The sequence below is a fragment of the Bacillus sp. 37MA genome (genome assembly GCF_000372765.1).
GTDB classification, from domain to species: Bacteria; Bacillota; Bacilli; order Bacillales; family Domibacillaceae; genus Domibacillus; species Domibacillus aminovorans.
In genome coordinates, this window is record NZ_KB889752.1 from 1,231,150 (window position 1) to 1,243,372 (window position 12,223).

Sequence of the window (12,223 nt, forward strand, 5' to 3'; positions counted from 1 at the left end):
ACGTTAATTACCACTTGACTTATAGGTTTAATTTGTTTTAAAGTGTCATTAAAGATTTTGAAAATTTAGCAGGCCGACCGGATTACTGGAGGCTCCCCATTCAAGATAAAATTTATCTTGAATGGGGAGCCTCTCTTTTTGAGAAGAGGAGTATGAAAATCAAAAATATATCTGATTTGAAAATGGAGGACTTGTATTAATGAATAGAGCAACGACAGAAACAAAACGTGATTACCTTCAGATTGCCAATTCATTAGCAATGGAATTTGCTAAAACGGCAATCGAGCGAGATAAACGAGGAGGAACAGCAAAAGTCGAGCGCGATCTACTGCGTGATAGTGGATTGCTTTCACTTCTTATTCCGACCTCTCTAGGAGGAAAAGGAGAAGAATGGAAAACTGTTTTTCAACTAACACGTGAACTCGCAAAAGTAGATGGATCGATCGCCCATTTATTCGGATATCATTTTTTATGTTTGACATCTGTCCATCTGTTCGGATCTCAACAACAGAAAGAGAAGCTTTACGCAGAAACAGCCGAAAAGAATTTGTTTTGGGGAAATGCCTTTAATCCTCGAGATGAAAATTTGCTGCTGAAGAAAGAAGGATCTCAATGGCTATTGAGTGGGAAAAAAAGCTTTTGTTCAGGTGCAAAAGATTCTGACCGCTTATTGATTTCAGCAAAGAGCCCAGATCATGATCGGCCGATTATTGCGGTTATTCCGACTAACCGGACAGGAATTATCATAAAAGATGATTGGGATAGTTTTGGACAGCGGCAAACGGACAGCGGGACTGTTCTTTTTAATGAAGTGTTACTGAAGAAAGAGGAAGTGCTTGATTTTCATGAACAACATCTCGAAAGTTTATTTCCTACATTACGGACACACATTGCCCAAACAATTTTAGTTCATGTCATGCTTGGCGTTGCGGAAGGGGCATTTGAAGAGGCAAAGAACTATACAAAAAAAGTGACTCGGCCTTGGCTGACTTCTCACGTGGAGAAAGCAACGAGTGACCCCTATACGATTCGCCAATATGGAGAATTATTCGTTCAATTAAAAGCTTCAGCTGCACTCGCTCAACATGCCGCAGATGCCTTGCAGGATGTATGGGGAAAAGAGTGGTCGTTAACAGATCAGGAACGAGGGGAGTGCGGGATCGTCATTGCAACAGCAAAAGTGTCCGTTGCGAAAACGGCCTTAGAGGTGACAAATCGAATGTTTGAAGTGATGGGAGCAAGGGCTACCTCAGCTCAATATCAGTTTGACCGTTTTTGGCGAAACGTAAGAACTCACACATTGCATGATCCGATTGATTATAAAATTCGTGATATTGGAAATTGGGCTCTCAATGATCAGTTGCCTGAAAAGACACCCTATTCTTAATCAATAAAGCAATGGATCAGTGTATATTGGAGTGTAATCAAAAAACAAGCAGATTCTTAGGAATCTGCTTGTTTTTTGATGAATAATATATATGCTGAATATCTGTCTTGCAAAGGGATAAAAAACAGACATTTCGATTCTTTTCCGGGAGTGAAAGGATGTTATAATGGAGGAACAATAGTATAGGTTTTCTCAAGGGTGGTCGGCGCATGCTTTCTCCATGTTTATTGTGGAGAGGAGGTGATGCCGTATGACAGTCTTTCAATCACTTATGTTCGCTGTTGCGTTTGCAGGTCTGGTTGTGTCGATTCTGTCATTTTATAAAAAAGACTAAAACCGCCCTTGAGTTTCGTCGGCTCAGGCGGTTTTAGCTGTTTTGGTGTCGACTCCTATTAGGGAACCAACTATTGTATGACCGTTTCGATGTTGTAGCATCGAAACGGTCTTTTTTAATGTAATAAATTTATAACACCATTATACCCGATTTCCCAGAAAAATAAAACCGATTTAATTTAGCGAATGATCGATATGAGAAAATCGGCTTTCGTCAGTGGATATATTTTCAATTCATAAAAAAACTTTTTTACCTCATTCTAATATTGTTCTTAATGATTTCGAGGAGGAATTAAATATGACAGTAATTAATGATGTAAAGCAAACAATGGCCGGACTTAAAACGGTCCAAGCAAGCTTTGAAACGTTTGCGCTTAGTACGGATAATCAACAAGCGAAAACGCTCTATCAGAATGCTGCTCAGCAAGCACAGACAATTATTGATAATTTCTCTCCGCGCATTGAGCAAATTTTACAAGAAGAGCCTCAATACAAACAGTAATAATGATCTGAAAAGGTTGGTTATTCTCACCAGCCTTTTTTCCCATTTATCAATTTGAAGGCACATACAAGAAAAAAGAACTGGAAGTGGTATAAATATGTCAAATAATCAAAAGAAAGAATTAACACCTGTTCAACAGGAATACCAAGTTCTTCAAAAGCAGAGGGAAATAAAAAGACCTGTTGTTCGTAATTGCATAAAAGCTTTTTTTATAGGTGGTTTGATCTCTTTAATCGGGCAGGCCATCCAATTCTTTTATATATTTTTTTTCAATTTTACCGAACAAACAGCTTCACATCCAACGGTAGGAACTTTAATTTTCATCGTTATGCTTTTAACAGGCTTTGGTGTTTATGATCGACTTGCTCAATTTGCAGGAGCGGGATCGGCTGTACCGGTTACCGGCTTCGGAAATGCCGTCATATCTGCTGCTATTGAACACCGGACGGAAGGATTTGTGCTAGGTGTAGGTGGTAACATGTTTAAATTAGCCGGTTCTGTCATTTTGTTCGGCGTTTTTTCCGCTTTCGTGGTTGCTACGATCAAAATCATTTTGATACAGTGGGGTGGTTTTTAATGTTAGCGGGTCATCGTACATGGGTCTTTGATCAAAAGCCTGTTATTATCTCCACTGGGACGGTAGGCGGACCGTTCGAGGCAAACGGGATGCTTGCGAATGATTTTGACCTTCTTCATTCTGATTTATGGTTAAAACAAGATACGTATGAACAGGCCCATCGAGTGCTTTTTGAAGAAGCTTGCCAAAAAGCAATGGAAAAAGGCGGCCTGAGAAAAGAGCAAGTTCAGTTTCTTCTTGGAGGAGACCTCATTAATCAAATGACACCGACAAGTTTCGCCAGCGGGACATTGGGGACTCCGTATCTCGGTTTATTTGGTGCCTGCTCAACCTCTATGGAAGGGCTCGCTCTTGGCGCCTATATCGTAAACACGAAAGGAGCCAAATATTTATTAACAGGGGCTTCGAGTCATAACGCAGCGGTTGAAAAGCAGTTTCGCTATCCGACTGAATACGGAGCGCAAAAACCGCCTACATCACAATGGACAGTAACAGGGGCTGGAGCTGCTTTGTTGAGTGATGAGGGAAAAGGTCCCCGCGTGACGTCTGCAACGATCGGCCGTGTCGTTGATATGGGGTTGACCGATCCATTAAATATGGGAGGGGCGATGGCGCCGGCAGCCGTCGATACGATAGAGGCGCATTTAAGAGAGCGAAATCTCGATCCTTCCTACTACGACTTGATTGTAACAGGAGACCTTGGACGAGTTGGACATGAAGTTTCTCTTGATTTATTTAAAAAACATGGGACTCCTATACAAGAAGAGCAATATAAGGATTGTGGACTGATGATTTATCGGGAAGGGCAGCCGGTTCTGGCTGGAGCCAGTGGACCAGGATGTTCAGCAACGGTTGTGTATGGTCATTTGTTAAACCGCATGAAAAACGGAGAATTCAAACGAATGCTCGTTGTCGCGACAGGGGCTTTATTGTCGCCATTAAGTTTTCAGCAAGGTGAAACGATACCTTGTATCGCTCATGCCGTGTCAATTGAATATGGGAATGAATAACACAATCTGATCGTATTCCGTTCTTTGTAAGGGACACCATTGATATTTAAATGAAAAAAAGAAGGGAGAGTATAGGATGACTGTTGCATCAAGTGTGAAACAATGTCTAGCTAGCCTCAAAGGCGCAGAAGCCAGCTTATCTAGTTTAACTTCGCGAACGCAAGACGATGAATCCAGGCGGACTTTGCACGAAGCGATGATGGAAGTAAACGAAATTGTGACCGATTTAAAAAAACGGATTGGAGAATTAGAACGAGAAGAACCTCAGTATAAAGGTTTTTAAAAAAGGATTACAGTGTGCAGGAGGTGTTAGGCAGTGCCAGAGTGGTTACAAGTAGTACTGCGAAGTTTATTGTTTTTAACGGTTCTTTTTGCCACGACGAAGTTACTTGGTAAAAGGCAGCTCTCTCAATTGTCTTTTTTTGAATATGTTACTGGTATTACCATCGGAAGCATCGGTGGGGAATTGGTTACAGGGGTTGAAAAAAACGTTCTGCACGGTATTCTGGGACTGGCCATTTTTGCAGGGATACCCTTTTTAGTTGGATGGATTTCATTAAAGAACAAAGCCTTTCGCGATTTTATGGAAGGAAGAGGGGTTGTCTTCATTAAAAACGGGAAAATTATGGAAGACAATTTAAAAAAGGAAAGGTATACAATAGATGAATTATTGGAATTACTTCGAAAAAAAGATGTTTTTCAAGTTTCTGATGTTGAATTTGCTGTATTAGAGGCGGCAGGTGATTTGAGCATATTACTAAAAAAAGAAAACCAACCGTTGACGCCTAAAGATTTAAACTTACAAGTCGCTTCTATAAAAGAGCCACAAACTGTCATAATGGATGGGAAAATACTGGATGAGCCATTGTCCACCATCAATCAAAGCAGAAATTGGTTAAACACCGAACTGGACAAACTGGGCGTTACGATTGAAAATGTCTTTCTTGGACAGGTGGATTCTTATGGGCAGTTAACCGTTGACCTTTTTGACGATAAAATTGAAGTCCCGCCTCCTACAGAAATGCCTTTACTGCTCGCAACAATGAAAAAATGCCAGGCGGACTTAGAGCTATTTGCTCTTGGAACAGAAAAAAAAGAAGCCAAGGATATGTACAGCAAAAACAGTGAAAAGTTACAAAAAGTCATTGATAAAGTGGAACACATTTTAAAAGGGTAAATTAAATCATGATGAAAGCCACTATTTCGAGTTCGAATCAGTGGCTTTTTAGCTAAAAAAAACGGAAATTTATATAAAATTTTACTGAAATTTAAAAGTAAGCGAAACAACATGCAGTCGTACACGACCAATATCGAAAAGAAGAACCAGTTTCCTGACGTAAGCATAGCCGGCAATAAGTGGAGGATAGTTCACTTAGGACTTATATGAATACCTTCACTATCCCGCCAATCTGCAAAAAAGATCCCTTTTTCATCATGATATCCATTGGCCTGTAGTTCTTTAATCAACCATTTCTGATCAAATCCAATTTCCTGTAAATTATCCTTCAAAATTTCGCCATCGATAATCAAGCTGACTGGCAGATCTACAGGATTACTTGGAAGATTAAGGTCCTGTCGGTTCGGATTTTCATACTTAGATTTCAGCAATATGCTTATATTACCATTTTGTTCCAATATACCATATTTGACTTCACGTACGGAAAATACATTGTTTTGCCGAAGTAAACTCGCTACTTCATTGACATCTAATTTATTTTTACTAAGCATTTCCCTGTCCAAGATACCATTACGGATGAGAATAGATGGATTTCCCTCCAATAGAAAACGTGTCGATTTCTTTTTTTGTGTGATAAACTCTATTCCCAACATGCAAAGTGTCCATAGTCCAGTTGCATATAAAAAATGATAAAGCTCCACCGTGTCATCATATAAAGTATTTCCTAATAAATCCCCAAGTACTAACACAAAAACCAAGTGATAGGGCGTTAATTGATTGATAGATGTTTTGCCTGTTAGGATTACAATAAAAAATAAGGCAGCAAAACCGACGACAATTTTGATTGTCAGCATACCAATAAAAATGTTTTCCATCCTCCCATCTTATTTTCTCAGCGTTTTATCAGTATGGACATATAGAAGGAATGATTATACGTCTGAAGGGTAATTTAATGCGGCAATTCATTAAAATTTTATATAAATCATGGTACACTTATAATTAAGAGGTGACATGATGGAATGGATTCAGCTGCCACTTGGGCCGCTTCCAACAAATGCGTATATTGTCTATAACGATGAAAGGTCTTGTTTAATCATCGATCCTGGCGAAGAGGAACATAAAATTCGTCAGTTTATAAGAAAGAAAGGGCTGCAGCCAAAGGCCATCCTGCTTACACATGCCCATTTTGATCATATCGGTGCAGTGGATCCGATCCGTGAAGGTTACAGCATACCTGTGTATCTTCATCGAGCCGAAAAAAAATGGTTGTCGAATCCTTCATTAAATGGATCGTCTAATTATGAAGGGATTCAGCCAATCATTGTGAACCAGGCAGATCAGTTGTTTACAAAAGATGGACAGCTTTCAATTGGAGGTATCTCCTTTTATTTGTATGAAACTCCCGGTCATTCTCCAGGAGGCGTTAGCTTTTATTTTAAGGAAGATGGCTTTATTATCGTCGGAGATACGCTCTTTGAGGGTGGAATTGGCCGCACCGATCTGCCAGGCGGTCAAGAAGAACAACTTTTAAAAAGTATCCATAACAAACTTTTAATATTGCCTAAAGATACATATGTATTACCTGGACACGATGGTGTCACAACGATTGGTCAGGAATTAGATCACAATCCTTTTTTAAAGTAACTCGTGCTTTAAAGATATAGATAGAGCAACAACAAAATCAGTTCATTTGCTCCTGATTTGAATAGAAATACAGGATGTTGAATATTTTGACGATAAATAGCGCATTTACATTCTGAGGGATGAATATTAATCCAATGTGTGATGAAAAAATAAGGCCAATCGAATTTTAAAATCATTCCTGAATGAAAGGCCGAATGGTGTTAAAATGGTTTTTATCTTTGAAAAATAAGTTTGACACCTTTAAATGAATCATGATATAAAGCATAAATATTAAAAAATAATATGATTAATGAGCTTAATCAACAGGAGGAAGTTACAACTATGGAACAACGCAGCAAAATTTTAGACTGTACCATCCGTGATGGAGGTTTAGTCAACAATTGGGATTTCAGCATTGAATTTGTTCAAGACCTGTATAATGGTCTAAGTGCAGCAGGTGTTGAATACATGGAAATCGGCTATAAAAACTCAGCGAGGCTTCTTAACGCGACTGAGCCCAATCCGTGGAGATTTCTTGACGATAATTTCCTGAAAGAAATTATCCCTGAGAAAAAGTTCACGAAGCTATCAGCATTAGTAGATATCGGGCGTGTAGACTCAAATGACATTCTGCCGCGTGAGCAAAGTGTTTTAGATATGATTCGAGTAGCATGCTATGTCCGTGAAGTGGATAAAGGCTTAGAGCTTGTACAAATGTTCCATGATTTGGGTTATGAGACTTCGCTCAACATTATGGCTTTATCCAGCGTGCCTGAGAATCAGCTTATTGAAGCGTTTGAATTGGTGAAAGAAAGCCCCGTAGATGTTGTGTATATCGTGGACTCCTTTGGGAGCTTAGATCCTGCGGATATTGAGCATCAAGTGAAAAAGTTTCAATCGATGATTCCTAACAAACAGCTTGGGATCCATACGCATAACAATATGCAGCTGGCATTCGCCAATACATTAACTGCGATGCAAAATGGGGTTACTTTCCTTGATTCGTCTGTTTATGGCATGGGTCGTGCGGCGGGTAACTGTAACACAGAGCTTCTCGTTAGCTACATACAAAAACCACGTTATGAAATTAAGCCAGTTCTAGGCGTCATTGAAAAGCACATGTTAGAAATGCGTCAAAAGTGGGAATGGGGCTATATCATCCCTTACATGATCTCTGGTGTGCTTAACGAACACCCGCGTGTCGCCATGGCTTACCGTGACAGTGCAGATCGGGATAAATTTGTAGATTTTTATGACAAGGTAACAATACCCGAAGTCACTTTGGCCTCAGCATCGAAGTAGATTATATTATTAACTGCAATTCATATTGGTATCTTACAGTTGCCTGCGGGCGGTTCTTTTTATTATGGAACCAAGAGGCAGGTTAGCATGATTGTGAATGATTGTACTTGAACTAACGGGTGCTTTACTTCAATAAGAGAGGTTGCTGAGGCAGCCTTTTTCTTATGGCACTAACGGGGCAGGTTAGTACTATAAGTATTGTATTAAAATTCGGATAGAAAACAGGAGAAGGTTTTTTTAATCTTAGTGTAAAAAGACAATAAAGTTATTTAATTTTAAAACCTAAAACAAGCATAACCCCGTTCTAAATTTAGGACGGGGTTAAAATATAGTTGTTTAATTTTCGATATAAGATACTTCACTTAAAAATCTAAGTTTTATTCAACAATAGCGCCCTATTCTGGAATAACTAAAATATAGACTAAGTCCTCAAATCACTACATAATCGGAGATTAATCAACCCGTAAGCTTAATAATTTTCAAGTTCTAAATCATTAAATAATACATCAATGCTAACGACTGCTGAATCACCATCAGTTGGAATATTAATATCAAATATCCATGGATTATTAATCAGCATCTCAAAGTCTAAGTAATCGTGCTCACTATGTAACTGGGTATTTTCACCAAGAGGAATGTTTACAATTTCAACCATTATGGTAAATATAATACTTGAATGAATAATGAAAATGGATAATCAATAATATTAAATAATAAATTAATATTATTGATTTTTTTGATTAAAAATTTAAATTTTATTATTTATATTTTTAATTCCTTGTTATATAATCGAATTAACTAAAAGGAAGGAATTTCATTATGGCTTATAAAGTAATTACAAATTGTCCTGTCTGCAGTAAAACATTGAAAATTACAAAGTTGCAGTGCTCTCATTGTCACACTACGATTGAAAATGAATTTGAATTATCTAAGCTGGCATCCTTATCAAAGGATCAGCTTCATTTTGTGGAAGTATTTTTAACATGCAGAGGGAATATCAAAGAAGTTGAAAAGGAACTGGGGATTTCGTATCCAACGGTTCGAGGAAAGCTAACAGACATCATTTCATCCCTTGGATATGTGCAGAAGAAGAAAAATGAAGTAGACGAGAAAAAAGTTGTCACCATGTTGGAAAATGGCGAAATCACACCAGAAGAAGCCATTAAGCTCTTAAAAGAGGAATAGGGAGGAATTTATCATGAAAGAGGAAATTACAAGAGTGTTAACAATGGTTCAAGAAGGGAAGATTGATGCAGATAAGGGATCAGAACTGATTCAAGTATTAAAAGAGAAAGAAGAAACAGGTAATAAGCTTTTTGAAAAACCGACTAAATATTTAGATAAAACATTAAAAATTCGTGTTGTATCAGCCGAAAATGATAACGTCACGGTCAATTTGCCTATAAAACTTGTCAAGGTAGTATTAATGGCTGGACACAGCATCGCAGCGAGTATTCCTCAATCGGAAAAATACGTTAAAGATATAGACATAAGCCTTATTATTGAAGCAATCGAAAACGAATTAGATGGCCAAATTGTTGATATTAAATCGGCAAACGGGGATACTGTTTCGGTCATCATTGATTAGTGATTTGCTTATGATGCATGTCAAAGTGAAAGCAAAAGACGTTCGGTTTACCATCCCAATTCCATATGCTATTTTAAACATTGTTATTTCAATTTTGTCTTCAAAATTTTTTCAGCAAAATGCAAACAAATGGACAAAAGAGCACTTCGAAAGAAAAAAACTGGACTTTACCTTTCCACTAATAGACAAAAAAACGCTAAAGCCTATCGTCAAGGAACTGAAAAATTATAAGGGGATCGTGCTAGTAGATGTCAAAGCTAAGGACGGTACTGAGGTTAAGGTTAGACTATAATTTATTATAGAATACACCGACCACTGACTGGAATTTTGAAGAAAAAGCTAATTTCTCGCTTACAATACCGAGAAAATTGTAAAAAGACAATAAAGTTATTTAGTTTTAAAAGAACTATTCTTCACTAAATTAGTGAAGTGTCACTTCTACTTAACGAAATAGACTTTATAATCAGAACTGAAAGTATAATTCACTTATAAATGAATTATACCGACTCACATTGTGATAAATTGTACTTAAACAAACAGGTGCGTTAGTTTAACAAAAGAGACAGCTTATGCGTTAAATGTATATTAAGCCCGTAAGGGCTTGATAAGAAAAGCCTACATCTTAAATTACTAAGAAATAAAAGATATAGGCTTTTTATAATGATTTTGCTGGTCAGTAAGTATTTTTTTGTATTCTTGAAATAAGGGTAAAACGATCGGATGAGGGGGAAGAAGGCGTTCTTTTTTTCCTTTACCCCTAACAAGTATCGTTTGATTAACTAAATCAATTTGCTCCCAAATCAAGTCCACTAATTCTTGCCGTCTCATGCCTGTTGTAGCTAATAATTTAAACATTAATTCATTTCTTAGAGCCAAAGATCCCGATTTTTTTTCTAAATAAGTAAATAATTTAGTCAACTCCTGGATTGTCATGTATTTTGGCAACTTTTTATCATCTTTAGGTGCTACAATACTAGCTGTAAAATCTAACTGCATAAAACTTTCCTTTAGACAATACTGGCAAACTAAGAATTAAGTTCGATACCATGAATTATGTAATTTAGTCGACTTATGAGGATGGACCCCAAATATTATAGTCAACTTAAACAAAGTAAGGGGAGGATATAATATATTATAGGTACTTGAAGCGTTAGTTCCTAAATCCTCTTATGTTCGTTTGAAGTTAACATAATATTTATTATCATTAGTTATAAAGTTATTTCTCATTTCAAAAGTAAACTTTTAATATTGAGAAAAAATGATTTTTTTTATATGATTATTGAACTGGCATCAAATTTATCCTGTTTGGCTTTTTCGCTGCCAGTTATGTGTATTTGTGTTATTGGTATTTAAATAAATACTCGTGATCTTATAAGATCATCTTTACAGTAAATACTTGCGTGTATATTAGAAATAAGTACTGATAATACTTGCGTGTATATTAGAAATAAGTACTGATTCAGGCCGGTGAATATTAACGTGTTTGTAGCAGTTGCAAAAACAAGCTCAAAAAAGATCACTGTTTTATTTACTAGAACTACCCTCCAATATTTGCTAAGCAAAAGTTGACACGCAAAATCCTTGTGGAACTGGTAAACCCGCTTTCGTCATCTCACCAAGATTTGCATCTTTTCCACCTACATATGGTGAATAGGACTTGTCTATTTCCTTGAATTTCAGCACATATTTTTCCATCATATTCACTTACCCTCATTAATAAGTTTAATAACATGTAAAACAAAGAAACTATAAATGAAATTGCTTTTAAACAGACAGAAATAATTTCCGTTGCCAAAATGTAAAAAAGAAAACATCCATTAGGATATTTTCTCTTTTACATTTATAGCCACGTGTTTATCCATTCCTGATATTCGCTCTTTTTTGATCATGTAACCAATAAGTGGGATCCAGATGACAACAAGTGCGATAAAGATAAACTTCTCTGCTGAAGCAGGAATACTTGTGTAGTTTAAGATAGCATTTAAGTTTGTCATGATTAGCATACCGCTGACAATAACTGCTAAAACGCGTGTCGGTAAGCTTTTAACGATCCAGGCTGCAAATGGGGCTGCGATAATACCGCCAAGCATGATCGCTCCTGCCCAGAGCCAATTGATCTGTGATGGTCCTAAAGAAATCATAAAGCCGATTGTCGCAGACGCCGCAACGGCAAATTCGCTCGCTGCAACGGTTCCGATCACCATACGCGGCTGCATCCCTTTTTGAGACAAAAGAGCAGGTGTTGCGATCGGTCCCCATCCGCCCCCGCCGCTAGCATCGAAAAACCCACCTACAAAGCCGAGTGGAACGTAAAAACGGTTCGTCAGCTGTTTTGGATTTTGTTTGCGAGCGTCCTGAAAAAATAAAAACCGTGCCAGAATGTAGAGTCCAAGGCAAAGAAGAAAAGAGGAAACGTAAAGCCGCACGTTATCTCCAGTCAAATTGCTCAAAAAAGTGGCGCCGGCAAATGCGCCGATTGAGCCAGGGATAATTAATTTTTTTAGCATTGCTTTATCTACGTTGCCAAAACGTCGATGGCTCATGCCCGATGCGGCGGTCGTGACGACTTCTGCCATATGGACAGAAGCAGATGCAATGGCCGGTGCAATACCTGCTGAGAGCAATAATGTGGTTGATGTGAGGCCGTAGCCCATTCCGAGTGACCCGTCAACGAGCTGAGCAGCAAGTCCGACGAGTGCGAGAATTAAAAAACGTTCCATAACT

At 37.9% G+C, this 12,223-nt stretch carries 15 protein-coding genes; 11 read left to right on the forward strand and 4 right to left on the reverse strand.

The window, feature by feature from the left end:
* Positions 1 to 199: 199 nt before the first annotated feature.
* The 6 genes from A3M5_RS0106960 (at position 200) to A3M5_RS0106990 (ending at position 4,986) form a co-directional block, all read left to right on the forward strand.
* Positions 200 to 1,387 carry an acyl-CoA dehydrogenase family protein gene (locus tag A3M5_RS0106960; protein ID WP_018393044.1) on the forward strand — a complete coding sequence of 396 codons (1,188 nt, stop codon included), beginning with the start codon at positions 200 to 202 and terminating at the stop codon, positions 1,385 to 1,387.
* A 631-nt stretch (positions 1,388 to 2,018) separates the two neighbouring features.
* A complete protein-coding gene (locus tag A3M5_RS0106970; RefSeq protein ID WP_018393045.1) occupies positions 2,019 to 2,222 on the forward strand; it encodes a DUF1657 domain-containing protein in 204 nt (67 codons plus the stop codon).
* 97 nt (positions 2,223 to 2,319) lie between these two features.
* Positions 2,320 to 2,799 carry a stage V sporulation protein AC gene (spoVAC, locus tag A3M5_RS0106975; protein ID WP_018393046.1) on the forward strand — a complete coding sequence of 160 codons (480 nt, stop codon included), beginning with the start codon at positions 2,320 to 2,322 and terminating at the stop codon, positions 2,797 to 2,799.
* Positions 2,799 to 3,809 (forward strand): stage V sporulation protein AD, encoded by a 1,011-nt coding sequence (spoVAD, locus tag A3M5_RS0106980; protein ID WP_018393047.1) that lies wholly within the window; start codon positions 2,799 to 2,801, stop codon positions 3,807 to 3,809. Before spoVAC ends, spoVAD begins: the two co-directional genes overlap by 1 nt.
* Before the next feature lie 76 nt (positions 3,810 to 3,885).
* A complete protein-coding gene (locus tag A3M5_RS0106985) occupies positions 3,886 to 4,092 on the forward strand; it encodes a DUF1657 domain-containing protein (RefSeq protein WP_018393048.1) in 207 nt (68 codons plus the stop codon).
* 33 nt (positions 4,093 to 4,125) lie between these two features.
* Entirely contained in the window at positions 4,126 to 4,986 is an 861-nt protein-coding gene (locus A3M5_RS0106990; protein ID WP_018393049.1) for a DUF421 domain-containing protein, read from the forward strand.
* A gap of 191 nt (positions 4,987 to 5,177) precedes the next feature.
* Here the strand turns inward: A3M5_RS0106990 and A3M5_RS0106995 are convergent, their stop codons facing one another.
* Positions 5,178 to 5,861, reverse strand: a complete 684-nt coding sequence (locus tag A3M5_RS0106995; protein ID WP_018393050.1) for a DUF421 domain-containing protein — start codon at positions 5,859 to 5,861, stop codon at positions 5,178 to 5,180.
* A gap of 139 nt (positions 5,862 to 6,000) precedes the next feature.
* Between A3M5_RS0106995 and A3M5_RS0107000 the strand changes: the two genes are divergently transcribed.
* The 5 genes from A3M5_RS0107000 (at position 6,001) to A3M5_RS0107025 (ending at position 9,791) form a co-directional block, all read left to right on the forward strand.
* Positions 6,001 to 6,630 (forward strand): MBL fold metallo-hydrolase, encoded by a 630-nt coding sequence (locus A3M5_RS0107000; RefSeq protein ID WP_018393051.1) that lies wholly within the window; start codon positions 6,001 to 6,003, stop codon positions 6,628 to 6,630.
* 321 nt (positions 6,631 to 6,951) lie between these two features.
* The gene (locus tag A3M5_RS0107005; RefSeq protein ID WP_018393052.1) at positions 6,952 to 7,911 is read left to right on the forward strand and encodes an aldolase catalytic domain-containing protein; all 960 of its coding nucleotides are present in this window, start codon (positions 6,952 to 6,954) and stop codon (positions 7,909 to 7,911) included.
* Positions 7,912 to 8,730: 819 nt separating this feature from the next.
* Positions 8,731 to 9,096 carry a DUF2089 domain-containing protein gene (locus A3M5_RS0107015; protein ID WP_018393054.1) on the forward strand — a complete coding sequence of 122 codons (366 nt, stop codon included), beginning with the start codon at positions 8,731 to 8,733 and terminating at the stop codon, positions 9,094 to 9,096.
* A 13-nt stretch (positions 9,097 to 9,109) separates the two neighbouring features.
* Positions 9,110 to 9,499 (forward strand): SHOCT-like domain-containing protein, encoded by a 390-nt coding sequence (locus A3M5_RS0107020; RefSeq protein ID WP_018393055.1) that lies wholly within the window; start codon positions 9,110 to 9,112, stop codon positions 9,497 to 9,499.
* A gap of 10 nt (positions 9,500 to 9,509) precedes the next feature.
* Positions 9,510 to 9,791, forward strand: a complete 282-nt coding sequence (locus A3M5_RS0107025) for a hypothetical protein (RefSeq protein WP_018393056.1) — start codon at positions 9,510 to 9,512, stop codon at positions 9,789 to 9,791.
* 338 nt (positions 9,792 to 10,129) lie between these two features.
* Here A3M5_RS0107025 and A3M5_RS22450 read toward each other — a convergent pair whose 3' ends face one another.
* From A3M5_RS22450 to A3M5_RS0107040, 3 genes are all read right to left on the reverse strand, one after another.
* Positions 10,130 to 10,495: a tyrosine-type recombinase/integrase gene (locus A3M5_RS22450; protein ID WP_018393057.1), complete on the reverse strand. Its 366-nt coding sequence runs from the start codon at positions 10,493 to 10,495 to the stop codon at positions 10,130 to 10,132.
* Positions 10,496 to 11,053: 558 nt separating this feature from the next.
* Positions 11,054 to 11,197 carry a PEP/pyruvate-binding domain-containing protein gene (locus A3M5_RS25270; protein ID WP_018393058.1) on the reverse strand — a complete coding sequence of 48 codons (144 nt, stop codon included), beginning with the start codon at positions 11,195 to 11,197 and terminating at the stop codon, positions 11,054 to 11,056.
* 119 nt (positions 11,198 to 11,316) lie between these two features.
* Positions 11,317 to 12,219, reverse strand: a complete 903-nt coding sequence (locus tag A3M5_RS0107040) for a sulfite exporter TauE/SafE family protein (protein WP_018393059.1) — start codon at positions 12,217 to 12,219, stop codon at positions 11,317 to 11,319.
* Positions 12,220 to 12,223: the final 4 nt, after the last annotated feature.